Below are 23,389 nucleotides of genomic sequence, written 5' to 3' on the forward strand. Positions count from 1 at the left end.
CTGTTGTTCCTCTTACTGGTTGCCCGGGGCACTATCCCATCCTTTTTATAGTCCCAGAGACACGATCTTCCCTTGCGCACCGCTGCGCGGCCGCGAGTCGACATCATGTCCTTAGCGATCTGGCACAAACGGCCGCCCCAATGAAGCCGGAGTGTTCACCATCGTCAGTCGCCTGTTGCGCGAGATTAGAACAAGTACAACGACAGTTGCCAGATAGGGTAGCGAAGAAAGCAGCTGCGACGGCACGCCGATACCCAGGGCCTGGGCATGCAACTGGCCGATCGATACTGCGCCGAACAGATAGGCGCCGGCCAGCACCCGCCACGGCCGCCAGGAGGCGAACACGACCAGTGCAAGCGCGATCCAGCCGCGGCCGGCGGTCATGTTCTCGATCCATTGCGGCGTATAGACCAGCGACAGATAAGCGCCCGCAAGGCCCGCGCAGGCGCCGCCGAACATCACCGCGAGGTAGCGGATGGCGATCACCTTGATGCCAAGCGCATGCGCCGAGGCGTGGTTGTCGCCGATCGAGCGCAGCGTGAGCCCTGCCCGCGTGCGGAACAGGAAGTACGCCACGCCGGCGGTCAGCAGCAGCGACACGTAGAACAGCGGGTCCTGGCCGAAAACCAGCTTGCCCACGAATGGCAGGTCGGTCAGCACGGGAATGTAGATGTAGTCCATCTTCACGCCCGGCATGCCGACGAAGCTTTCGCCCAGCATGCCCGACAGGCCGAGGCCGAGCAGCGTCAGCGCAAGGCCGGTCGCCACCTGGTTGGTCACCAGCGTCAGCGTCAGGAAGCCGAACAACAGCGAAAACAGCGCGCCGACGATGATCGCGGCGAGCACGCCGAGCCAGGGCGACCCGGTGGCCAGCGCCACGCCGAAACCGGTCACCGCGCCCATCACCATCATGCCTTCGACGCCGAGGTTGAGAACGCCGGAGCGTTCGACCACCAGTTCGCCGACGGAAGCGATCAGCAGCGGGGTTGCCGCCGTCGCGATCGTAATCAGGATGCCTTCAAACATTTTGGGTGGCCTCCACGGTCTTTGCAGCGGAGGAGCCGACAAAGCGGATGCGATAGAGAATGAGCGTGTCGCAGGCGAGCACGAAGAACAGCAGCATGCCCTGGAAGGCACGCACCACCTTGTCCGACACGCCGATCGAGATCTGTGCCGCCTCGCCGCCGAGATAAGACAGGGCCAGCACCAGCCCCGCGGCGATGATGCCGAGCGGGTTCAGGCGGCCCAGGAAGGCCACGATGATGGCGGCAAAGCCGTAGCCGGGCGAAATCGTCGGCCGGAGCTGGCCGATGGCGCCGGACACTTCGGAGATGCCGGCAAGACCGGCAAGGCCGCCGGCAACCAGGAAAGCGAAGAACACCATGCGCGACTGCGAGAACCCGGCGAACTTGCCGGCGCGCGGGCTCTGGCCGAGCACCTGCACTTCAAAGCCCCTCAGCGTCCGCGACAGCATGAACCACAGCGCGACAGCGGCGACGATGGCGAAGACGAAACCCCAGTTCGCGCGGCCGGACGCCGACCAGATCTCGGGCAGGACCGCGCTCGGGCTGAAGGTCCGCGTCTCGGGAAAGTTCATGCCCTCGGGATTGCGCCAGGGACCACGCACCATCCAGTCGAGAAAAAGCTGCGCGACATAGACCAGCATCAGGCTGGTCAGGATCTCGTTGGTGTTGAAGCGCACCTTGAGATAGGCCGGGATGGCGCCATAGAGCGCCCCTCCCGCAATCCCCATGAGCAGCATCAGCGGCAGCACGATCCACGACTGGAACTCCGGGAACATCACCGGCAGGATCGAGCCGGCGATGGCGCCCATGATGAACTGGCCCTCAGCGCCGATGTTCCAGTTGTTGGACAGGAAGCAGATCGACAGCCCGACGGCGATCAGGATCAGCGGCGCGGCCTTGACCGCCAGCTCGTGCAGCGACCAGACCTCGCGCAGCGGGTCGATGAAGTAGTAGTACAGCGCCTCGACGGGGTTCTTGCCGAGCACCGTGAACATGATCGCGCCGGCGATCAGCGTCAGCCCAAGCGCGATGAAGGGTGAAAAGGCGGCAAACAGCTGGGAGCGTTCGGGGCGTTTGACCAGTTCGATACGCATCACGCCACCTCCTTCGCATGGTCGAGATGGCCGGGTTCGGCGCCGCCCATCAAAAGGCCGATGCGTTCGAGCGTGGCTTCGGCGATCGGAATGGGCTTGGACAACTCGCCATTGTGCATGACGGCGATCGAGTCGGAGATTTCGAACAGTTCGTCGAGGTCCTGGCTGATCACCAGAACGGCCGAGCCGTTGCGCGCGAGTTCGATCAGTGCCTGGCGAATGCGCGCGGCCGCACCCGCATCGACGCCCCAGGTCGGCTGGTTCACCACCATGACCGACGGGTTGCGGTCCAGCTCGCGGCCGATGATGAATTTCTGCAAATTGCCGCCGGAAAGTGCGGCGGCTTCGGGGTCAGGCGCGCTTTTGCGCACGTCCATCACCTCGATGATGCGCTGCGCCGCCTTCTGGATGGCGCCGGATTTGACCATGCCGGCCATGCCGACGAAGGCCTTGCCGTCCGTGGTGTGGCGCGACAGCAGGAGATTGTCCGACAACCGCATGCGCGGTGCCGCACCGTGCCCCAGGCGCTCTTCCGGCACGAAGGCGGCACCCAGCAGGCGCCGCGCCGAAATGCCCATGCGCCCGGCCGACTTACCGCGGATGCGGATCGCGTCGGCGCTGTCCTGCAGCGCCTCGCCCGAGATCGCTTCGAACAGTTCGCCCTGGCCGTTGCCGGCAACGCCCGCAATGCCGATGACCTCGCCGCCGGCGACGCTCAGCCAGATGTTCTTGAGCGGCATCGAGAACGGCCCTGCCGGCTTGCGGCTCATGCCGCAGATGCTGAGCAGTTCTTCGCCGCGAACCGCGGCCGTCGTGCGCTCGGCGTTCTTGACCTCGGTGCCGACCATCATCCGCGCCAGCGAGGACGGCGTCTCCAGCCGCGGGTTGCAATGACCCACCACCTTGCCGTGGCGCATGATCGTCGCGCTGTCGCAAAGCCGCCTCACCTCGTCCAGCCGGTGCGAGATGTAGAGGATGGACTTGCCTTCAGCGCGCAGTCTTTCCAGGGTCTCGAACAGCTTGTCGGCCTCCTGCGGCGTCAGCACCGAGGTTGGCTCGTCGAGGATGATCAGATCCGGCGTCTGCAGCAGGCAGCGGATGATCTCGATGCGCTGGCGCTCGCCGACCGACAGGTCGCCGACCAGCGATTCCGGATCGAGCGGCAGGCCGTAGCTGTAGGACAACGCCCTCGCCTTGGCGGCAATCGTGCTGATCGGCGTGTCGTCGGCCAGCGAGAGCGCGATGTTTTCGGCGGCAGTCAGCGCCTCGAACAGCGAAAAATGCTGGAAAACCATGCCGATGCCGAGCTTCTTGGCAACGCCCGGGCTGGTGATCCTGACGGGCTGGCCGTTCCACTGGATTTCGCCCGCATTGGGCTCCAGCGAGCCGAACAGCATCTTGACCAGGGTCGACTTGCCGGCGCCGTTTTCACCGAGAAGGGCATGGATTTCGCCCTTGGCGATGGTCAGGTCGACCTGGTCGCACGCCTTCAATGTGCCGAATATCTTCGTCAGGCCACGAACCTCGAGCAGGTTCCGACCATTGGCTAAAGGGGTTGTGTCCACAACGCCTCCCATTGTCAGTTCTTTATTATGTTCCCGGGAGCATGGTAGGCGCGTCCTGCTCCCGGCGCAAAGCATGTCACAAGTTGAAAGAGCTTCAAGGATTCCAGCAACAATTCAAGGGATAAGTACCGTCGTTCCGGTGGTCTTGCGGCCTTCGAGATCGGCATGTGCCTGGGCGGCGTCGCGTAGCGCATAACGCTGGTTGGTCCTGATTTCGACCGCTCCCTTGAGCACCACATCGAACAGCGCCTTGGCTGAGCGCACCAGATCCTCGCGCTTCGCATTATAGGCGAAAATCGTCGGACGCGTTGCATAGAGCGAGCCCTTCTGCGCCAGCAGCGAAATGCTGAACGGCGGGATCGGCCCCGACGACTGACCAAAGCTGACGAAGGTTCCCAGCGGCCGCAGGCAATCCAGCGAGCCGGGAAACGTGTCGTTGCCGACCGAGTCATAGACGACATCGCACTTCTGCCCGCCGGTGATCCTGGCGACTTCGGCGACGAAATCCTGGTCGCGATAGTTGATGACATGGTCGAAGCCATGCGCCCTGGCGAGCTCGCCCTTTTCGTCCGAGCCCACCGTGCCGATGACAGTGGCGCCCAGATGCCTGGCCCATTGCCCGAGGATCAGGCCGACGCCGCCGGCCGCGGCATGGTAGAGAACCGTGTCGCCGGGCTTGACCTTGAAGGTGCGCAGCAACAGATACTCGGCTGTCATGCCTTTCAGCATCATCGCCGCAGCCTGCTCGTCGCTGATGCCGTCGGGCACCTTGACCAGCCTGTCGGCGGCAATCACCCGCTCCTCGCTATAAGCGCCGGTCGGAACGGCATAGGCGACGCGATCGCCGGGCTTCAGCCAATCGACGCCCTTGCCCAGTTCCAGCACCACGCCGGCCGCCTCGCCGCCGGGGATCACCGGCATGCCGTTGGGCGCCGGGTAGAGGCCGGTGCGGAAATAGACGTCGATGAAGTTGAGCCCGATCGCCGTGTGGCGGATCAGCACCTGGCCTGCACCGGGACGGCCGGCCTCGGCCTCTTCGTAGACCAGCGCCTCGGGGCCGCCATGGGCATGGACTCGTATGGCTTTGGGCATGGCGTCAGTCCTTCCCGGCAGTTTGCCTTGCACCGAGGTTGGGGAAGAGCTGCATCACCCCCCCGATGAAGAACAGGTAGATGCCGCTGACGGCAATGCCGATCTTGACCCATTCGCTGGCATGCATCGCCTGTGCGAGCGCAATGGCCCCGAAGGCGCACCAGATCAGCGTGATCGGCAGGTTGATGTTCCTCAACCGCACGACGCGTACCGGATGCAGGAAGCTCATCGGCACGAAGGTCAGGATGCCGGCAACGACGACCACCGCGAACGACACCCACTGTCCCGGTTCGATGACGAACAGCGTGAACACCACCATGTTCCAGACGACGGGGAAGCCCTTGAAAAAGTTCTCCTTCGTCTTCATCCCGGTGTCGGCATAGTAGATCGCGCTCGACACGACGATGATCGCGCCCGACAGGAACGACAGCCCCTCGCCCATGAAGCCGCTCTGGTACAGCGCAAAGGCCGGGATCAGCACGTAGGTGACGTAGTCGATGATGTTGTCGAGCAGTTCGCCCGACCATGTCGGCAGGATTTCCTTGACCTCGAGCTTGCGTGCGATCGGGCCGTCTATGCCGTCGACGAACAGCGCCAGCCCCAGCCACCAGAACATCGCCGTCCAGCGCTCCTCGCTGGCCGCGACCAGCGACAGGAAGGCCAGGAACGAACCCGACGCGGTGAGCAGATGGACCGAAAAGGCGCGCGCTTGCGGCCAGGTGACTTTCTTAGGCTTCACGGTTGCCGCCAATCGAGTTTTCAGAAATGGGCCGGATGAACCGGGCCACAAGACAAGCATGCGCGGGAGAACTGCTGCGGCGGGAGGGCATGAATTCTTCCTTCATGGCGCAATCCTGCTTGGCATCGGCAAACTCCCTTTCATCCGGCACTTAATAGCAGCGCCGCTTCCCAGACAAGCCGAAAGCAGAGATGGTTGTGCTCACTGGAACGTTCGGCACAACTTCATGAAAAGATAAACAATAATAGGCCCGAAGTGACGCAGCGGAAAGACGTGCACGGGCCGGCATGCGGCTTCAATGGGCGCAAACGCCGCGTTGATCAACCGGACCCGACTGCCCTATATCGGGTTCATGAAGGTGCGCCTTCGGCACCTGGCAAGCATGGACGGCGGCAGATGAGCGTCGACACGAAAACCCGTATTCTGGTGGCCGGCACCGGCCCGGTTGGGCTGATATCGGCGCTTGCCTTCGCCAATGCCGGTTTCGGCGTCGTCCTTGCCGGCCCGCCGGCGCGCGCCGACGACGGCCGCACCACCGCCCTGATGGTTCCCGCGCTCAGGTTCCTTGCACGCCTTGGGGTTCTCGATGCCCTTGAGGCGGACGCCGCACCGCTCAAGGTCATGCGCATCGTCGACGGCACGTCGCGGCTGGTCCGCAGCCCCATCGTCACCTTCCGCGCCGGCGAGATCGACGAGGAGCATTTCGGCTTCAACTTCCAGAACCGCGTTCTCAATGCCGTGCTGCAGCAGGCGGTCGAGGCACATTCTGGCATCGAGTGGCGCCAGTCCCTGGTCGAAAACTGGACCATCGAAGCCAAACAGGTCAACGCAGCGCTTTCGGATGGCACGACGGTGGCAGCGCCGCTTGCGGTCGCCGCCGACGGCAGGAACTCGCCGGCGCGCGAGGCGGCGGGCATTTCGGCCAGCGCCCGCACGTTGCCCCAGGCGGCCCTGGTGCTGAACTTCGCCCACAGCCGCGACCATGCTTTCACCTCGACCGAGTTCCACACCGAAACCGGCCCGTTCACCATCGTGCCGCTGCCCGGCCGTCGCTCCAGCCTCGTCTGGGTGCTGAGGCCCGAAACCGCCGGGCAATTCGCCGATCTCGACGACGCGGCACTGTCGCTGCGCGTCGAGCGCCAGATGCAATCGATGCTCGGCCGCATCACGGTCGAGGGCGGCCGCCAGATCTACCCGCTTTCGACGTCGCTGCCGCAGCGCTTTGCCCAGAACCGCATCGCTTTGGTCGGCGAAGCCGCGCACGTGTTTCCGCCGATCGGCGCCCAGGGCCTCAATCTCGGCATCAGGGATGTCGACCAACTCGTTGAAACAGCATTGAAAAACGATGACGATCCGGGTGCCCCGACGGCACTTGCAGTCTACGATTCGGCGCGCCGTCCCGACATCCTCGCACGCACCAGCGCGGTCAACCTGCTCAACAGGTCGCTGCTCTCGGACATGTTGCCGGCACAGCTCGCCCGCAGCGCCGGGCTCAATTTCCTCGGCGGCTTCTCGCCGCTGCGCGCCTTCTTCATGCGCGAGGGCTTGCGCCCCGGCAGCGGCTTTTCGGCTCTCGGTGCGGCCCTTCGCTCGCCGCGCCGGCTTCGCGGCGCTTCGACCGAGTAGGACCGACAGGTCTCAGGGAAACAGATCCGGCGGCAATATGCCGTGCTGGATCATGTAGAGCAGGCCGGTGACCGTCAGCACCGAAACGCAGGTGGTGACCAGCACGCTGGCCGACGCCCGCTCGACCCACACGCCGTATTGCTGTGCGATGACGAAGACATTGGTGGCGGTCGGCAACGCCGCCAGCAGCATCGCTGAAAACAGCCATACCGGCGAGAAATTGCCGATCCAGCTCAACACGACGTAGCAGACCAGCGGGTGCACGATCAGCTTCAGCAGCGCGATCGGCACCATCTCGTGCGGCACGCGCTTGAGCGGGCGCAGCGCCAGCGTCACTCCCATGGCAAACAGCGCGCAAGGGGCTGCCGCCCGCGACAGGTATTCGAGGAACCGCTCGACGGGCAGCGGTGGGCGGAATTCGACATAGGCAGCGAGCACGCCGACCGCCGTGGCGATGATGAACGGGTGGAAGGCGATCTTCTTCAGCACGTCCAGCGCCACGCTCATCGGCGCGCGCGGCTCGTCGCCTGCCAGCGCCATCATCATCGGCGCGATGGTGAAGTGCATGATGTTTTCGAAGCAGAAGATCAGCGCCACCGGCACTGCCGCTTCCTCGCCAAAGGCCAGCAATGCCAGCCCCGGCCCCATATAGCCGATATTGCCGTAGGCCGAGGCCAGCCCCTTGATCGTCGATTCCGCGATCTCGCCCCGCCCCTTGATGTAGGACGCCGTGAACATCAGCGCGAAGATGATGAAGGTCGAGGCCACGGCGCCGAATATGTAGCCCCATTCGGTCAGCCGCTCGAACGGCGTCTTGGCCAGCAACTGGAAAAACAGCGCCGGCAGCGCGACATAGACGATGAAGGTCGTCATCCAGCCGAGCGCTTCGAGTGGCTGCCTGGTGATCCGGGCAACCAGGAAGCCCATGAAGATCAGGCCGAAGAACGGCAGGACCAGACCGATCACCTCAGACATGGGCAATTCCCGATTGGCGCTTCTGCAAACATGCGGGTTCGGGCGCGCCAAACCTGCATGACGAAGGGAGTTCCGCCCTGCGGGTATCGTGCCGCTTTGGCCGGCGTCAAGCCGCTATGCCATTGAAATGGCTGGTCGACTGCGCCAAATAGGAATGAAGGATGGGACAGTTTCAGCGGCAGCGCGGGAAATACGCCGGAAACTGAGCCTTAAGCGTTTGAATACAAATGTAAATCGACTGGAATAGCGTAGCGTACGGTGATCGGCATGAAGACGGCAAAGTTCTCGATCGGACAGGTGGTTCGCCACCGCGTGTTCCCGTTCCGGGGCGTCATCTTCGATGTCGACCCCGAATTCGCCAACACCGAGGAATGGTACGACGCCATCCCGGCCGCCGTGCGCCCGCGGCGCGACCAGCCCTTCTACCATCTGCTGGCCGAAAACGCCGAGACCGAATACGTCGCCTACGTCTCCGAGCAGAACCTGCTCGAAGACAGCTCCGGCGAGCCGGTCCGCCATCCCCAGGTCGGCGAATATTTCGACAAGACCTCGGACGGGCGCTACGCCCCCAAGGCCCGCATCAGCCACTGATCTGAACGCGTTGACACAAAACAAAAAAGCGGGGCAATCGCCCCGCTTTTTTCAGTTCCGGATCGGAAGATCGATCAGTTGGCCGTCTTGGCCTTGTCCTGCTCTTCCTTGAGCTTCTTGGCGAAGTCCTGGTTGTTCTTCGACACGAATTCCTGGAGCTTCTTCTGGCGGTCCTCGAGGTCCGACTGCTTCATCGGCTCGCCGTCAAAGGCGCCGGTGAAGCCCGAAAGCGAAACCTTGATCGGGTTCGGCTGGTTCTGGAAATTGACCGAGGTCAGCGTCAGTTCGGTGCCCTTCTTGAAGGACGCCACGAGCTGGTCGGACAGCGCGGTTTCGGCAACGCAACGATCCGGGAAGCAGATCACGTATTCGAGCTTCTGCGCCTTGCCGCCGTCGACCTGCAGGCCGATGCCGGGAGGCACGAGACGACCGCTCGGAACGGTGACCTGGAACACCTTGCGGTTGACCTTGCCCTTGAGCTCGATCATCGAGATGCCGGTGACCAGCTGGCCGTTGCTGGCGGTCAGGATGTTCTGCACGTTGCAGATGTCCACGTCAGCCTGCTTGGAGCAGGCCTTGAACCAGCCCTGCGGGATCTGCTGCTGCTGCGCGGCAGCAGGCGACAGGCCCGACGCCAGCACACCGGCAACGCCAGCCACCAAGGCCGACAGACGGAGACCGTCGAATTTCTGGCTCGTCATCTTCATGAATTCCTCTCAAACAATCCCGGAACCGGCCCAAGCCGTGTGTCGACGCTACCTGTTGGGCAAATGAGGCAACAGCATGACTTCGCCGCGCGTGTTACACTGCCGCGAGCCGCGAATCCAGCCTGTTTCAGCGCATTTCTTGTGCCTTGCCCCGGCGATGGACGGGCCGCATTCGCCTGCGCTACCCTTCGAATCATCAAAGCTTCCCCGAATTCGTGGAGAATCGTCGTGAGACGCACTCTTTCGCTGCTGGCCGCCACCGCCGCCATCGCCTTCGTCGCCCCTCTGGCGGCCCTCGCCGAGCCGGTTCACGGCCTGTCGATGCACGGCACGCCCGCTTTGCCGGCTGACTTCAAGAGCTTTCCCTACGCCAATCCCGACGCGCCCAAGGGCGGCAAGATCACCTACTGCGTCATCGGCAGTTTCGACAATCTCAACCCGTTCATCATCAAGAGCCTGCGCACCACCGCGCGCGGCATGGTCGACGTCATCTACGGCAACCTCGTCTTCGAATCGCTGATGCAGCGCAGCGCCGACGAAGCCTTCAGCATCTACGGCCTGACCGCCAAGTCGGTCGACATCGACCCCGAGCGCAAATGGATCGAGTTCAACCTCGACCCGGACGCCAAATGGTCGGACGGCAAGGAAATCACGCCCGACGACGTCATCTTCACCTATGAGGTCTTCACCGAAAAAGGCCGCCCGCCCTACAGCGACCGCATGTCCAAGATCGAGAAGATCGAAAAGACCGGCGACCGCAGCGTCCGCTTCACCTTCAACGACAAGGCCGACCGTGAGTTCCCGCTGATCGTCGCGCTCACCCCGATCGTGCCCAAGCACGCCTTCTCCAAGGATACGTTCGACCAGACCACGCTGAAGCCGATCATCGGCAGCGGCCCTTATACCGTCGCCGAGGTGAAGCCCGGCGAGCGCATCGTGTTCAAGCGCAATGCCGAATACTGGGCCCGCGACATCCCCTCGAAGCGTGGCTTCGACAATTACGACCAGATCACCATCGAATATTTCCTCAACGCCGCAGCCCAGTTCGAAGCCTTCAAGAAGGGTCTTTGCGACACCTTCGTCGAAGCCGACCCGGTCAAGCGCGAGCGCGGCTTCGACTTCCCCGCCTACAAGAACGGCGACATCGTCGCCGAGACCTTCAAGAGCGGCCTGCCGCCGGTCGTCACCGGCTTCATGTTCAACACCCGGCTGCCGAAATTCGCCAATCCGGTCGTGCGCCAGGCGCTCGGCATGCTCTACGACTTCGAGTGGGCCAACAGGAACCTGTTCAGCGGCAAATACGAGCGCACGGTCAGCTATTGGCAGGGCACCGAGCTTTCGGCCTATGGCGTGCCGGCCTCCGACAAGGAGAAGGCACTGCTGGCGCCCTTCCCCGATACCGTCCGCCCCGAAGTCATGGACGGCACCTGGCGTCCGCCGGTCACCGACGGCTCCGGCCAGGACCGCAAGGTGCTGAAGGCGGCGTTCGACCTGTTCAAGAGCGCCGGCTACACGCTCCAGGGCGGCAAGATGCTCGACAGCGAAGGCAAGCCCTTCGCCTTCGAGATCCTGACCTCGTCGGAGGCCGAGCAGCGGCTGGCCGCCATCTACCAGCGGACGCTGGAAAAACTCGGCATCGCGGTCACCATCCGCGCGCTCGAGGCCGACCAGATCCAGTCGCGCAAGCAGGCATTCGAATTCGACTCCTTGATCGGCGTCACCGGCTTCTCAGGCACCTTGTCTCCGGGCATCGAGCAGATCGGCCGCTGGGGCTCTTCCTCGGCGCAAAAGGAAGGCTCGTTCAACCTCGCCGGCGTTTCCAGCCCGGCCGTCGACGCCATGATCGATGCCATGCTCAAGGCCCGCGAGAAGGAAGATTTCGTCGCTGCCGTGCGCGCGCTCGACCGCCTGCTGATCTCCGGCAGCTACATGGTGCCCATGCAGCACAACTCCGAACAGTGGATCGCCTTTGCCAAAAGACTAAAACATCCGGAAAAGACACCCATATTTGGCTATCAGTTGCCGGTCTGGTGGAGCCAGGGCGGCTAATCAGCTCAATCAAGGACTTTTCCATGACAGAACAGAACAAGCTGACCATCGACGTCGTCTCCGACGTCGTCTGCCCGTGGTGCTTCCTGGGCATGAAGCGCCTCGAGAACGCGCTTGCCACCCTGCCCGACATCGACGCCGAGGTCCGCTGGCGCCCATTCCAGCTCGACCCGACGATCCCGGCCGAAGGCAAGGAACGCAAGGCCTACATGCTGTCGAAGTTCAACGACGAGGCCCGGCTCACCCAGGCCCACGCCAACCTCGTGTCGCTCGGCGCGATCGAGGGCATCTCGTTCGATTTCGACGCCATAACGGTCGCTCCCAACACGCTCGACGCCCACCGCGTCATCCGCTGGGCGGCAGCCTCCGGCTCAGGCGTCCAGGACAAGCTCGCCCGTGCGCTGTTCAGCCTCTATTTCGAGCAGGGCAAGAATGTCGGCGACCGCGCCGTGCTGATCGAAGCCGCACGCCAGGCCGGCATGGACGCCGCCGTGGTCGAATCGCTGCTTGCCACCGATTCCGACCGCGACGAGGTCACCAACGAGATCGTCACCGCCTCGCGCATGGGCATCACGGGCGTGCCCTGCTTCCTGCTCGACGGCAAATATGCCGTCATGGGCGCGCAAGACACCGCCACTTTGGTTGATGCCATCAGGCAGGTGGCAGCGGCAAAGGCTCGCGGAGAACTGGCGAGCTAAGAGCAGTCGTCACCGGAGCATCTGCGACAGGACGAGCCTGATTGGCCGGTCGTGCGTCCTTCGACAGGCTCAGGATGAGGACCGTCGGTGCTGCTGCTCGTCGGGGACGTCTCCACTTTTAGCGTGCGATAGCAGCGCTATCTTGCTTCAGCTTGCCCTGCCATCGTCGTCGCTGGGTCCGTGCAGCAACGTCTGCGCTTTCCCGAGTCCTCATCCTGAGCTTGTCGCAGGACGCACGACCGCTCCCCTGCGCCGGCGGACACAAACCCGCCAGACAGCACCACAGTCCTCATCCTGAGCCTGTCGAAGGACGCACAACCGCCCAACCGCCTCAGGCAGCCTGTTCGGCCAGTTTCGCCAGTTGCGTCATGATCACCGCCGAGCCTGCCAGCCGCTTGTCCGGGTTCGGCCAGTCGCGCGCAAACACAATGCTGTGGTCGGGCCTGATCTTGGCCAGCGCCCCCTGTTCGGCGATGTAGCGCACCAGCCCGGCCGGATTGGCGAACTCCTTCTTGCGGAACTGCACCACCACGCCCTTCGGACCGGCATCCAGCTTCTCGACATTGGCCTTGCGGCACAGCGCCTTGATGAACACGATCTTGAGCAGGTGCTTGACCTCTTCCGGCAGCGGCCCGAAGCGGTCGATCAGCTCGGCGCCGAAGCCGTCGATCTCCTCGGTGTTCTCCAGGTCGCCGAGGCGGCGGTAGAGCGCGAGCCTCAGCTGCAGGTCGGGCACGTAGCTTTCCGGGATCATCACCGCGGTGCCGACGGCAATCAGCGGCGACCAGCCGGTGTCGATCTCTTCGCCGCTGCCGCGCAGCTCGGCCACCGCCTCCTCCAGCATCTGCTGGTAGAGCTCGAAGCCGACCTCCTTGATGTGGCCCGACTGCTCTTCGCCAAGCAGGTTGCCGGCGCCGCGGATGTCGAGATCGTGGCTGGCGAGCTGGAAGCCGGCGCCCAGCGTGTCGAGCGACTGCAGCACCTTGAGCCTGCGGTCGGCGGTGGTGGTCAGCGTCCGGTTGGCCGGCAGGGTGAACAGCGCATAGGCGCGCACCTTGGAGCGACCGACGCGACCGCGCAGCTGGTAGAGCTGGGCCAGCCCGAACATGTCGGCGCGGTGCACGATCAGCGTGTTGGCCGTCGGAATGTCGAGGCCGGATTCGACGATGGTCGTCGACAAAAGCACGTCATACTGGCCATCGTAGAAGGCGTTCATGATGTCGTCGAGTTCGCCGGGCGGCATTTGGCCATGCGCCACGGCCACCTTGAGTTCGGGCACCGATTCCTGCAGGAACTGGTGGATCTCGCCGAGATCGGCGATGCGCGGCACGACATAGAAGCTGTGGCCGCCGCGATAGCGCTCGCGCAGCAGCGTCTCGCGAATGACCAGCGGATCGAAGGGCGAAATGAAGCTGCGCACCGCCATGCGGTCGACAGGCGGCGTGGCGATCAGCGACAGCTCGCGCACGCCCGTCAACGCCAGTTGCAGCGTGCGCGGGATCGGCGTCGCCGACAGCGTCAGCACGTGCACGTCGCTCTTCAGCTCCTTCAGCCGCTCCTTGTGCTTGACGCCGAAATGCTGCTCCTCGTCGATGATCAAGAGGCCGAGGTTCTTGAACGTGATCGACGAACCGAGCAGCGCATGCGTACCGACGACGATGTCCACCGTCCCCTCGCTGATGCCTTGCTTGGTCTCGGCCAGTTCCTTGGTGCCAACCAGCCGCGACGCCTGGCGCACCTTGATCGGCAGGCCGGCGAAACGCTGCGAGAATGTCTTGAAGTGCTGGCGCGACAACAGCGTCGTCGGCACCACCACCGCGACCTGGAAACCTTCCATGGCGGCGATGAAGGCCGCGCGGAGGGCAACCTCCGTTTTTCCGAAGCCGACGTCCCCGCAGATCAGGCGGTCCATCGGCTTGCCGGCGCCAAGGTCTTCCATCACCGCGTCGATGGCGCTCTGCTGGTCGTCGGTCTCTTCATACGGGAACCGCGCCGCGAACTCGCCATAGACACCGTCGGGCGGGTTCATTGCCGGTGCTTCGCGCATGTGCCGTTCGGCAGCGAGCTTGATCAGCTGTCCGGCCATCTCCAGCAGGCGCCGCTTGAGCTTGGCCTTGCGCGACTGCCATGCGCCGCCGCCGAGCTTGTCGAGCTGGGCTTCGGCCGAATCCGAGCCGTAGCGCGACAAAAGCTCGATGTTTTCGACCGGCAGGAACAGCCGGCCGTCGGAGGCATAGTGGATTTCCAGGCAATCATGCGGCGCACCCGCTGCCTCGATGGTCTTCAGCCCCACGAATCGGCCGATGCCGTGGTCGGCATGCACCACGATGTCGCCCGCCGACAGCGATGATGCTTCGGCGATGAAGTCCGCTGCGCGCTTGCGCTTTTTCGAGCGCCGGATCAGCCGGTCGCCCAGGATGTCCTGCTCGGCGACGACCACCAGGTCGCCGGCCTCGAAGCCGGCTTCGATCGGCAACACCGCGAGCCCTGCTTCGCCGGCCTTCAGCGCCTCGACTTCCGAAAGCGTCGCGACCCGCTTGAGGTTGCCGAGCTGATGCTCGTCGAGAATTTGCGAAAGCCTGTCGAGCGAGCCCTCGGTCCAGCCGGCGACGACGACACGGCGCTTGGCCGCGCGCTGGTCGGCAATGTGACGCGCCACGACGTCGAAGACGTTGGCGTTCGGATCGGCGCGTTCCTCGGCAAAGCTCCGCCCGGCATGCGAGCCCGCGTGCAGCACCTTGCGCCCGCCGGCATCCGGCGTGTCGAACGGCGTAAGCTCGGCATTGGCCTGGTCGGCGAGCGCCGAGGCGACCTCGTCCGGCGACAGGTACATCTGCTCCGGCGCCACCGGCTTGTAGGGCACCGCGTCCTTGAGTCCCTTGCCTTCGGCCTGCTTGCGACGCGCCTCGTAGTGATCGAGGATCAGCGCATGGCGTTCGCCCAGCGCCTCGCGCGCCAGGTGGTCGAACACCACCGGCGCCTCGGGCAGGTATTCGAACACCGTCTCCATGTGCGGATAGAAGAACGGCAGCCAGTGCTCCATGCCGGCAAAACGCCGGCCCTCGCTGATCGCGGTGTAGAGCGCGTCGTCGCGCGACGGCGCACCGAAGGCCTCGATATAGCTGCGGCGGAACTTGCTGATCGTCTCCGGCGTCAGCGCGACTTCGCTCATCGCCTGCAGCACGACCGAATTGCGGCTGCCGGTCGTGCGCTGGCTGGCCACGTCGAAGGCACGGATCGTTTCCAGCGTGTCACCGAAGAAATCGAGCCGCAGCGCATCCGCCGCGCCCGGCGCATAGAGGTCGAGGATGCCGCCGCGCACGGCAAACTCGCCGACGCCGCGCACTGTCGGCACGCGCTCGAAGCCGGCGCGCTCCAGCCGCGCCACCAGCCCGTTCATCTCGACCTGATTGCCCGGCCTGGCGCGGAACTCCTGCGCTTCGATGGCAGCCGAAGGCGGCACCCGCTGCAGCAGCGCGTTGGCCGTGGTCAGCACGATGGCGCGGTGCGGCTCCTTCCGGAGCGCGATCATCGCTGCCAGCGCATCGAGCCGGCGCGCCGCCGCATCCGAGCCGGGCGAAACGCGGTCGTATGGCAGGCAGTCCCAGGCCGGCAGTTCGAGCACCGGCAGGTCAGGCGCCACGAATGCCAGCGCCTCGACGATCTGCGGAAGCCTCTGGCCGTCGCGCGCGACAAACAGCATCGGCCGGTCGTGCGCCATCTCGGCAGCCGCCACGGCAATCGCGAACGCCTCGTAGCCGTCGGCCACGCCATCGACGATGAACTGTCCGGCGCGGCCCTTGGGCAGGCCGATTGGTTTCAGCAAGCTCATGATTTCACTCAGATTGTGAAGGCGCTGCGCGATGCCACGATCTGGCGGTAGACGTCGTGGTCGACGGCCTCGGGCACCGGCGCCTCGCCGACGATCCACGACAGCAACTCCCTGTCGGCAATGTCGAGCAGCGCCTCGTAGAGGTCGAGCTCCGTCTCGCTTAATCTGTCGATGTTGGCATCGGCGAAGCTGCCGAGGACCAGGTCCATCTCGCGCATGCCGCGATGCCAGGACCGAAACAAAAGCTTGCGCCTGCGCGGATCAAGCCCTTCGCTCGAGCGTGTCGTTCCGGTCATGTCCAAAATCCTCTTATGCCGGGCGCATATAGCGTGGATAGCCGTCCCTGTCAGCCTTTGCCCGGACAACTCCAGCGCATAAGCTGACATCATGCGCCCATCACTGCTCGACCCCCTGTTCTCGCCCATCACCTCGCTTGCCGGCATCGGGCCCAAGGTCGCCGTGCTGATCGAGAAGGTCGTGCCGGCCGATCTCGGCGACCGCTCGGCGCGAACCGGCGACCTGCTGTTCGTGCTGCCCAACAGCATCATCGACCGGCGCAACCGGCCCGGCATAGCGCTCGCCGCCGAAGGCGCCATCGTCACGCTGGAGGTGCGCATCGACCGCCACCACCCTGCGCCGCGCGGCAATCGCTCGGCGCCCTACCGCGTCTTTGCCCATGACGACACCGGCGAGATCGCTCTCACTTTCTTCCACGCCCATGCCGCTTATCTCGAAAAGGCGATGCCCGAGGGCGAGATGGTCATCGTTTCGGGCCGCATGGAGTGGTTCAACGGCCGACCCTCGATGGTCCATCCCGACCACATCGCGCTTGCCAGCGAGGCCGCCAAGCTGCCGCTGGTCGAGCCGGTCTATCCGCTGACCGCCGGGCTTTCGGCCAAGGTGCTGCGCCGCGCCATCGGCCAGTCGCTGGAGCGGGTGCCTGCTTTCCCGGAATGGCTGGATGCGGACGTGATGCGCAAGCAGAGCTTTCCGCCCTTCGCGGCAGCGCTCCATCGCGTCCATAACCCCGCCGATCCGATCGACGCCTCGCCCGAAAACGCCGCCTGGCGCCGGCTCGCCTATGACGAATTCCTCGCTGGGCAGGTGTCGCTGGCGCTTGTCCGCGCCAGGGTGCGCAAGCTGCATGGCCGGCCGCTCACCGGCGACGGCCGCCTCGTCGAGGCGCTGCGCAAGGCCCTGCCATACGCGCTGACCGGCTCGCAGGAACAGGCGCTTGTCGAGATCAACGAGGACCTGGCCAAGCCCGAACGCATGTTGCGCCTGCTCCAGGGCGATGTCGGTTCCGGCAAGACGGTGGTCGCGCTGCTTGCCATGGCCCGCGCCGTCGAGGCCGGCGGCCAAGCGGCGTTGATGGCGCCGACCGAAATCCTTGCGCGACAGCACCTCGCCACCATCGCCCCGCTGGCGGAGCGCGTCGGCATGACAGTTGCCGTGCTCACCGGTCGCGAAAAGGGCCGCGAGCGCAGCCACATCCTCGCCGGCCTCGAAAGCGGCGACATCGACATCGTCATCGGCACGCACGCGTTGTTCCAGGAGACCGTGGTGTTCCGCGACATGGCGCTCGCCGTCATCGACGAGCAGCACCGTTTCGGCGTGCACCAGCGCCTGGCAATGAACGCCAAGGGCCAGGCGCCCGACATGCTGGTGATGACCGCCACCCCCATCCCGCGCACGTTGGTGCTGACCGCTTTCGGCGACATGGATGTCTCGCGCCTGATCGAAAAACCTGCCGGGCGCCAGCCGATCAAGACGGTCACCATGCCGCTCGAACGCCTCGACGACCTCGTCGGCCGCATGCGCGACGCCGTCGCCGAGGGCCAGAAGGTCTACTGGATCTGCCCGCTGGTCGAGGAATCCGAGGAGATCAAGCTGATGTCGGCGGAGGATCGCTTTGCCTCGCTGCAGCCGGTCTTCGGCGACCGCATCGGCCTCGTCCACGGCCGCATGAAAGGCGCCGAGAAGGACGAGGCGATGCGCGCCTTCAAGAAAGGCGAGACACGCGTGCTGATCGCCACCACCGTCATCGAGGTCGGCGTCGACGTGCCCGACGCCACCATCATCGTCATCGAGCATGCCGAGCGCTTCGGCCTCGCCCAGTTGCACCAGCTGCGCGGTCGCGTCGGCCGCGGCTCGAAGCCGTCATCCTGCGTGCTGCTCTACAAGGACCCGCTCGGCGAAACCGCCAAGCGCCGCCTGTCGGTCATGCGCGACACCGAGGACGGCTTCCTCATCGCCGAGGAAGACCTCAAGCTGCGTGGCGAAGGCGAGCTCTTGGGCACCCGCCAGTCGGGCACGCCAGGCTTCCAGGTCGCCCGCATCGAGGCGCATGCCGATCTTCTCGAAATCGCCCGCGACGACGCCCGGCTGATCCTCGCCCGCGACCCCGAACTGGTGTCGCCACGCGGCGAGACGCTCCGGCTGCTGCTCTATTTGTTCGGGCGCGACGAGGCGGTCAGGCTGCTGAGGGCCGGCTGAGGCAACGTGCCGACAGGCGGGTTGCCCATCGGTCCTTCGATCGGCACGCCGTTCGCCGTGATCCTGCCCTTCGTCTCCGGCGTCACCAGCCCCGCCGAAACGATCAGCTTGGCACCGTCCTCGATGCTCATGTCGAGCAGCACGACCTCCGACCGGGGGACGTACATGAGGAATCCCGTCGTCGGGTTCGGCGTACACGGCATGAAGACCGCCATCAGCGGATCGCCTTCCTGGTCCAGCTTCTCGTTGATCTCGCTGCGCTTGTCGGCGGCGATGAAGACGATCGACCACACGCCCTTGCGCGGATATTCGACCATGCCGACGGTGCGGAACATCTCGTTCTTGTCGGAAAGTGCGGTCTCGAACAATTGCTTCAGCGCCTTGTAGAGCCCGCGCACCAGCGGCATGCGGTTAAGCAGCCGCTCGCCGAAGGTTACGATGGCGCGGCCGATGAAATTGGCGGTCAGGAAGCCGATCAGCGTGATCAGCACCAGGGCGACGATCAGGCCGAAGCCCGGCAACTGGATCGAAAGATAGTTGTCTGGATTGTACCGCCCGGGAATGTACGGCTTCACCCAGGAATCGACCCAGCCGACAAACGACCAGACGATGTAGATCGTCAGCACCAGCGGCGCGCAAACGACGAAGCCGGTGAGGAAGTAGTTCCTCAATCGGGTCATGGCCGAGGTCTTGTGGGCATCCGACATGGGCAGCTCGATGCATTGTGCGCTGCACTCACCTTAGAGCATCAAGCCAGTCTCTCGACAACCGATATAACGGGGCTCTTTGGTTCCGCCGGCACGGCCTCTATTTCAACGTCTCGATGACGCAGATGAACCGGCTCGGATCGGCTGCAGGTTGCTTGATCAGGCCGCTCGACGTCAGGCGAACGACCCGCTCGCCAACCGTGTCGGCTTCATTGCCGCCAACGGTCCTGACGTAGCGGCCGTTTCCGTCCGTCCCCTCCTCGACCACTATGGCCGAATGGGATTCGTAGGCCATGTTGCCCGCCGCGAAGTTGAAGTCGAACGTGTTGCCGTTGCGGTTGTTCTGGATGATGTCGCCGATATGCGGTGCATATGCCGATACCGGATGCCCATGGAACACCCCGGTGCCGCTCTTCATGTTGGCGATGGCCCGATGGACGAATTCGGAATGCCTCGGCGAGAACTTGAATTCCGACGCCGATGCACCTGCCCGCTTGACGAAGGACGAGACGAACACGGCCGACCAGGGCGTCCCGACGCCAGGAAAATGCAGCCCCAGGCTCGTCCAGTACCCCTTGATCCTCGCAGCCATCTTGGGCGTTGTCTCGTGGAAGCCGTGGAACTGGTCGAATTCCGCCTCTGCCAGCGAGGCAAGCTTCCTTTCGAAGGACGTAGCCATGCGTACCCCCCAAAAACGATCCTGGGGGAACTATACTCCAAGCCAACCGATATGCAACCGTGAGATGTATTGCACAAATCTCACAACCGAAGGGAGATTATTCCACCGTCACCGACTTGGCCAGGTTGCGCGGCTGGTCGACGTCTGTGCCCATGAACACGGCGGTGAAATAGGCCAGCATCTGGATCGGCAGCGCATAGATGATCGGTGCGATGAATTCCGGCACGTCGGGCAGGACGATGGTTTCCAGCGTGTTCACCGTCGCCTGCGCCGCGCCCTTCTTGTCGGTGATCAGGATGATCTTGCCGCCGCGCGCCGCCACTTCCTGCATGTTCGACACAGTCTTTTCGAAGATGCGGTCATGCGGGGCGATCACGATGACCGGCATGTTCTCGTCGATCAGCGCGATCGGGCCGTGCTTGAGCTCGCCTGCGGCATACCCTTCGGCATGGATGTAGGAGATTTCCTTGAGCTTCAGCGCGCCTTCCATGGCGAGCGGGAAGTTGGTGTCGCGGCCGAGATAGAGCACGTGCTTGTACGACGACAGCTCGCGCGCCACCTTCTCGATCTGCTTGTCGAGCTTGAGAACCTGGGCGGCATAGCGCGGCGTCTCCGAAAGACTGCGCACCAGCGCCTTTTCTTCATCCGCGGTGATCGTGCCGCGCTGCGAGGCGGCGCGTATGGTCAGGGCCGCCAGCACCGACAGCTGGCAGGTAAAGGCCTTGGTCGAGGCGACGCCGATCTCCGGCCCGGCCAGTGTCGGCATCGTCACGTCGGATTCGCGCGCGATCGTCGATTCGCGGACATTGACGATGGCGCCGATCGGCACCCCGGCCTTGCGGCAGTAGCGCAGCGAGGCCAGCGTGTCGGCGGTCTCGCCCGACTGCGACACGAAGAACGCGGCACTCTTCTTCGAGATCGGCATCTCGCGATAGCGGAACTCCGAGGCGACATCGATGTCGACCGGCAGCCGCGCATGGCGCTCGAACCAGTATTTGCCTACCAGACCCGCCAGATAAGCGGTGCCGCAGGCCGAAACGGCAATGCGGTCGATGTCGGCAAAGCTGAACGGCAGGTCGAGCGGCTTCGAGGTGCCCTGGGTGAAGTCGAGATAATGCGCCAGCGTATGCGAGATCACCTCCGGCTGCTCATGGATTTCCTTCTCCATGAAGTGCCTGTGGTTGCCCTTGTCGACGAGATAGCTGGTGCCGACCGACTGCCGCCGCTGGCGCTCCACCGGAGTGCCGTCCATGTCGTAGATCTGGAACGCGCTGCGGCGTACCACGGCCCAGTCGCCGTCCTCGAGATAGGTCACCGAATTGGTGAAGGGCGCCAGCGCGATCGCGTCCGAGCCCAGGAACATCTCGCCCTCGCCATGGCCGACGGCCAGCGGCGGGCCATTGCGGGCACCGACGATCAGGTCTTCGTCGCCCTGGAACATGATGGCCAGCGCAAAGGCGCCGTGCAGGCGCTTGAGCGAGGCGTGGGCCGCCTCCACGGGTGCCACGCCACGCGCCAGCTCGCGCGCGATGAGATGCGCCACCACCTCGGTGTCGGTCTGCGATGTGAATGCGTAGCCGTCGGCCGTAAGCTCCTGGCGCAGCTCGGCAAAATTCTCGATGATGCCGTTGTGCACGATCGCCACGCCGTTCGAGAAATGCGGGTGCGCATTGGTCTCGTTGGGCACGCCATGAGTGGCCCAGCGGGTGTGGCCGATGCCGATATTGCCGTCCAGCGGTTCGGCCTTCAGCCGGCGCTCGAGATTGACCAGCTTGCCCTCGGCGCGGCGGCGCGCCAGTTCGCCATTCTCGATGGTGGCAACACCGGCCGAGTCATAGCCGCGATATTCGAGGCGCTTCAGCGCATCGACGATCAGCGGCGCAACCGGCGCCTGGCCGACGATACCAACGATTCCGCACATGATCTTGCCCCGTCCAATCCCTCAAAACCCTGTCGGCCTTTTAGGCAGCACGACAGCCAAGCGGAAGTCACATTCCGTGTCGCAACGTATCAGCCATTCGGCCCTTCAGGACATGCCATCGTCGCACGGCAGAATTGAAATGCGGTTACTTCGCGCCCGCCTTCTTCGCCGCCGCCGCCGAAGCAAACCGCTCGCGCAATTCCTTGCCCTTGCCCGGTAGCGTCTTCTGGCGTGCGCGGCCGAAGGCCAGCGCATCTGCGGGGATTTCCTCGGTAATCACGCTGCCCGAGGCGACATAGGCGCCGTCACCGATGACGATCGGGGCGACCAGCGACGAATTCGAGCCGATGAAGGCGCCCGCGCCGATGTCGGTGAAGAACTTGGAATAGCCGTCATAGTTGCAGGTGATCGTACCCGCGCCGATATTGGCGCCCGCGCCGACCCGCGCATCGCCGATATAGGTCAGGTGGTTGACCTTGGCGCCCTTCTCCACCGTCGCCTTCTTGACCTCGCAGAAATTGCCGACCTTGGCCTTTTCATGCAGGTCGGCGCCCGGCCGCAGCCGTGCGAACGGCCCGACCTCGGCGCGCGGGCCGACATTGGTGCCCTCAAGGTGGCTGAAGGCGTGGATGGTGGCCCCGTCGGCGATCTTCACGCCCGGTCCGAACCAGACGTTCGGCTCGACCAGCACATCCGCGCCGATCTCGGTATCATGCGAAAAATGGACCGTTTCGGGTGCAATCAGCGTCGCCCCCTCCAGCATTGCACGTCGGCGCCGCCGCTTCTGCCAGATCGCCTCCGCCTCGGCCAGCTCGGCGCGGTTGTTGATGCCGAGCACGCTCTCGAAGCTCGCTTCGGTGGCCATGACGGTCAGCCCTGCCCGATCGGCAATCTCGACGATGTCGGTGAGGTAGTACTCGCCCTTGGCGTTGGCATTGCCCACCTTGTCGAGCAGGTCGAGCGCGTGCTTGCCGGCAACCGCCATCAGGCCCGCATTGCAGAAGCCAATCTTGCGCTCCTCGTCGGTGCAGTCCTTGTCCTCGCGGATCGCCACCAGCCTGCCGTCCTTCTCGATCAGCCGGCCATAGCCGGCCGGGTTCGGCGGCCGGAAGCCGATGACCACGACCGCGGCCCCGTCGGCAAGCTTCTGCCGCGCCAGCGCAAGCGATTCGGCCTCGACCAGCGGCGTGTCGCCGAACATCACCAGCACATCGTCATGGCCGCTCGCGATCGCCTGCCGCGCCGCCAGCACAGCATGCGCGGTGCCCAGGCGTTCGGTCTGGACGAAAACCTCGGCGCCGGGCGCAAACCGCTCCGCCGCCGCCTTCACCTGATCGCCTCCATGGCCGACGACCAGTGCCACGCCGTCAGCGCCGGCGGCCTCGGCGGTGCGCGCCACATGCGCCACCATCGCCAGGCCGGCAATCTGGTGCAGCACCTTGGGCATGGTGCTCTTCATCCGGGTACCCTCGCCGGCGGCAAGGATGATCGACAGGCAGGTTCTCGAGGTCATGGCGTCGTCCGGATTGGAAGAAGGCGGCTGGAATCGGCCACCTTTCTAGCATTGCTGGCAATCGCCTCCAATGCACACCG

18 protein-coding genes are annotated in these 23,389 nt (G+C 64.5%); 5 read left to right on the forward strand and 13 right to left on the reverse strand.

Annotated elements, in window-relative coordinates:
• Positions 1 to 111: 111 nt before the first annotated feature.
• From ASC75_RS14600 to pcsA, 5 genes are all read right to left on the reverse strand, one after another.
• Complete coding sequence (locus tag ASC75_RS14600; RefSeq protein WP_055976673.1) at positions 112 to 1,026, reverse strand: ABC transporter permease; 915 nt, start codon at positions 1,024 to 1,026, stop codon at positions 112 to 114.
• Entirely contained in the window at positions 1,019 to 2,119 is a 1,101-nt protein-coding gene (locus ASC75_RS14605) for an ABC transporter permease (protein WP_055976676.1), read from the reverse strand. Before ASC75_RS14605 ends, ASC75_RS14600 begins: the two co-directional genes overlap by 8 nt.
• The gene (locus ASC75_RS14610) at positions 2,119 to 3,696 is read right to left on the reverse strand and encodes an ABC transporter ATP-binding protein (RefSeq protein WP_055976679.1); all 1,578 of its coding nucleotides are present in this window, start codon (positions 3,694 to 3,696) and stop codon (positions 2,119 to 2,121) included. Before ASC75_RS14610 ends, ASC75_RS14605 begins: the two co-directional genes overlap by 1 nt.
• 102 nt (positions 3,697 to 3,798) lie before the next feature.
• Positions 3,799 to 4,776 carry a quinone oxidoreductase gene (locus tag ASC75_RS14615; protein ID WP_055976682.1) on the reverse strand — a complete coding sequence of 326 codons (978 nt, stop codon included), beginning with the start codon at positions 4,774 to 4,776 and terminating at the stop codon, positions 3,799 to 3,801.
• A gap of 4 nt (positions 4,777 to 4,780) precedes the next feature.
• A complete protein-coding gene (gene pcsA, locus ASC75_RS14620; RefSeq protein WP_055977657.1) occupies positions 4,781 to 5,515 on the reverse strand; it encodes a phosphatidylcholine synthase in 735 nt (244 codons plus the stop codon).
• Positions 5,516 to 5,911: 396 nt separating this feature from the next.
• Here pcsA and ASC75_RS14625 point away from each other — a divergent pair, with 396 nt between their 5' ends.
• On the forward strand, positions 5,912 to 7,141 hold the full coding sequence (locus tag ASC75_RS14625) for a UbiH/UbiF family hydroxylase (RefSeq protein WP_055976685.1): 1,230 nt from the start codon (positions 5,912 to 5,914) through the stop codon (positions 7,139 to 7,141).
• 12 nt (positions 7,142 to 7,153) lie between these two features.
• Here ASC75_RS14625 and ASC75_RS14630 read toward each other — a convergent pair whose 3' ends face one another.
• Entirely contained in the window at positions 7,154 to 8,116 is a 963-nt protein-coding gene (locus ASC75_RS14630) for an AEC family transporter (protein ID WP_055976688.1), read from the reverse strand.
• A gap of 267 nt (positions 8,117 to 8,383) precedes the next feature.
• Between ASC75_RS14630 and hspQ the strand changes: the two genes are divergently transcribed.
• Positions 8,384 to 8,707, forward strand: a complete 324-nt coding sequence (gene hspQ / locus ASC75_RS14635) for a heat shock protein HspQ (protein ID WP_055977660.1) — start codon at positions 8,384 to 8,386, stop codon at positions 8,705 to 8,707.
• 74 nt (positions 8,708 to 8,781) lie between these two features.
• Here hspQ and ASC75_RS14640 read toward each other — a convergent pair whose 3' ends face one another.
• Positions 8,782 to 9,408, reverse strand: coding sequence for an invasion associated locus B family protein (locus ASC75_RS14640; protein WP_055977663.1), 627 nt, complete (start codon positions 9,406 to 9,408; stop codon positions 8,782 to 8,784).
• 327 nt (positions 9,409 to 9,735) lie between these two features.
• Between ASC75_RS14640 and ASC75_RS14645 the strand changes: the two genes are divergently transcribed.
• Both ASC75_RS14645 and ASC75_RS14650 read left to right on the forward strand, forming a co-directional pair.
• Positions 9,736 to 11,463, forward strand: a complete 1,728-nt coding sequence (locus tag ASC75_RS14645; protein ID WP_082496626.1) for an extracellular solute-binding protein — start codon at positions 9,736 to 9,738, stop codon at positions 11,461 to 11,463.
• A 23-nt stretch (positions 11,464 to 11,486) separates the two neighbouring features.
• Positions 11,487 to 12,161, forward strand: coding sequence for a DsbA family oxidoreductase (locus tag ASC75_RS14650; protein WP_055976694.1), 675 nt, complete (start codon positions 11,487 to 11,489; stop codon positions 12,159 to 12,161).
• A 331-nt stretch (positions 12,162 to 12,492) separates the two neighbouring features.
• On the opposite strand, the gene mfd is transcribed toward ASC75_RS14650, so the two are convergent.
• Positions 12,493 to 15,993: a transcription-repair coupling factor gene (gene mfd, locus ASC75_RS14655; protein ID WP_055976697.1), complete on the reverse strand. Its 3,501-nt coding sequence runs from the start codon at positions 15,991 to 15,993 to the stop codon at positions 12,493 to 12,495.
• Positions 15,994 to 16,001: 8 nt separating this feature from the next.
• Positions 16,002 to 16,289 (reverse strand): succinate dehydrogenase assembly factor 2, encoded by a 288-nt coding sequence (locus ASC75_RS14660; RefSeq protein ID WP_055976701.1) that lies wholly within the window; start codon positions 16,287 to 16,289, stop codon positions 16,002 to 16,004.
• Between the two features lie 91 nt (positions 16,290 to 16,380).
• On the opposite strand from ASC75_RS14660, the gene recG reads away from it, so the two are divergent.
• Complete coding sequence (gene recG / locus ASC75_RS14665) at positions 16,381 to 18,489, forward strand: ATP-dependent DNA helicase RecG (RefSeq protein ID WP_055976704.1); 2,109 nt, start codon at positions 16,381 to 16,383, stop codon at positions 18,487 to 18,489.
• On the opposite strand, the gene ASC75_RS14670 is transcribed toward recG, so the two are convergent.
• From ASC75_RS14670 to glmU, 4 genes are all read right to left on the reverse strand, one after another.
• Positions 18,441 to 19,196: a DUF502 domain-containing protein gene (locus tag ASC75_RS14670; RefSeq protein ID WP_055976709.1), complete on the reverse strand. Its 756-nt coding sequence runs from the start codon at positions 19,194 to 19,196 to the stop codon at positions 18,441 to 18,443. The two genes, recG and ASC75_RS14670, sit on opposite strands and share 49 nt — an antisense overlap.
• A gap of 100 nt (positions 19,197 to 19,296) precedes the next feature.
• Positions 19,297 to 19,875 carry a DUF2272 domain-containing protein gene (locus ASC75_RS14675; protein ID WP_055976712.1) on the reverse strand — a complete coding sequence of 193 codons (579 nt, stop codon included), beginning with the start codon at positions 19,873 to 19,875 and terminating at the stop codon, positions 19,297 to 19,299.
• A 97-nt stretch (positions 19,876 to 19,972) separates the two neighbouring features.
• Entirely contained in the window at positions 19,973 to 21,796 is a 1,824-nt protein-coding gene (gene glmS, locus ASC75_RS14680; protein WP_055976715.1) for a glutamine--fructose-6-phosphate transaminase (isomerizing), read from the reverse strand.
• A 145-nt stretch (positions 21,797 to 21,941) separates the two neighbouring features.
• The gene (gene glmU / locus ASC75_RS14685; RefSeq protein WP_055976718.1) at positions 21,942 to 23,309 is read right to left on the reverse strand and encodes a bifunctional UDP-N-acetylglucosamine diphosphorylase/glucosamine-1-phosphate N-acetyltransferase GlmU; all 1,368 of its coding nucleotides are present in this window, start codon (positions 23,307 to 23,309) and stop codon (positions 21,942 to 21,944) included.
• Between the last annotated feature and the right edge of the window lie 80 nt (positions 23,310 to 23,389).

The sequence above is a fragment of the Aminobacter sp. DSM 101952 genome, assembly GCF_001424795.1.
GTDB classification, from domain to species: Bacteria; Pseudomonadota; Alphaproteobacteria; order Rhizobiales; family Rhizobiaceae; genus Aminobacter; species Aminobacter aganoensis.

Excerpts from the sequence above, each read along its gene's own strand:
- ASC75_RS14600 (WP_055976673.1), bottom strand. The coding sequence starts at position 1,026 with ATGTTTGAAGGCATCCTGATTACGATCGCGACGGCGGCAACCCCGCTG.
- ASC75_RS14605 (WP_055976676.1), bottom strand. The coding sequence starts at position 2,119 with ATGCGTATCGAACTGGTCAAACGCCCCGAACGCTCCCAGCTGTTTGCC.
- ASC75_RS14610 (WP_055976679.1), bottom strand. The coding sequence starts at position 3,696 with ATGGGAGGCGTTGTGGACACAACCCCTTTAGCCAATGGTCGGAACCTG.
- ASC75_RS14615 (WP_055976682.1), bottom strand. The coding sequence starts at position 4,776 with ATGCCCAAAGCCATACGAGTCCATGCCCATGGCGGCCCCGAGGCGCTG.
- ASC75_RS14625 (WP_055976685.1), top strand. The coding sequence starts at position 5,912 with ATGAGCGTCGACACGAAAACCCGTATTCTGGTGGCCGGCACCGGCCCG.
- ASC75_RS14630 (WP_055976688.1), bottom strand. The coding sequence starts at position 8,116 with ATGTCTGAGGTGATCGGTCTGGTCCTGCCGTTCTTCGGCCTGATCTTC.
- hspQ (WP_055977660.1), top strand. The coding sequence starts at position 8,384 with ATGAAGACGGCAAAGTTCTCGATCGGACAGGTGGTTCGCCACCGCGTG.
- ASC75_RS14640 (WP_055977663.1), bottom strand. The coding sequence starts at position 9,408 with ATGACGAGCCAGAAATTCGACGGTCTCCGTCTGTCGGCCTTGGTGGCT.
- ASC75_RS14645 (WP_082496626.1), top strand. The coding sequence starts at position 9,736 with ATGCACGGCACGCCCGCTTTGCCGGCTGACTTCAAGAGCTTTCCCTAC.
- ASC75_RS14650 (WP_055976694.1), top strand. The coding sequence starts at position 11,487 with ATGACAGAACAGAACAAGCTGACCATCGACGTCGTCTCCGACGTCGTC.
- mfd (WP_055976697.1), bottom strand. The coding sequence starts at position 15,993 with ATGAGCTTGCTGAAACCAATCGGCCTGCCCAAGGGCCGCGCCGGACAG.
- ASC75_RS14660 (WP_055976701.1), bottom strand. The coding sequence starts at position 16,289 with ATGACCGGAACGACACGCTCGAGCGAAGGGCTTGATCCGCGCAGGCGC.
- recG (WP_055976704.1), top strand. The coding sequence starts at position 16,381 with ATGCGCCCATCACTGCTCGACCCCCTGTTCTCGCCCATCACCTCGCTT.
- ASC75_RS14670 (WP_055976709.1), bottom strand. The coding sequence starts at position 19,196 with ATGTCGGATGCCCACAAGACCTCGGCCATGACCCGATTGAGGAACTAC.
- ASC75_RS14675 (WP_055976712.1), bottom strand. The coding sequence starts at position 19,875 with ATGGCTACGTCCTTCGAAAGGAAGCTTGCCTCGCTGGCAGAGGCGGAA.
- glmS (WP_055976715.1), bottom strand. The coding sequence starts at position 21,796 with ATGTGCGGAATCGTTGGTATCGTCGGCCAGGCGCCGGTTGCGCCGCTG.
- glmU (WP_055976718.1), bottom strand. The coding sequence starts at position 23,309 with ATGACCTCGAGAACCTGCCTGTCGATCATCCTTGCCGCCGGCGAGGGT.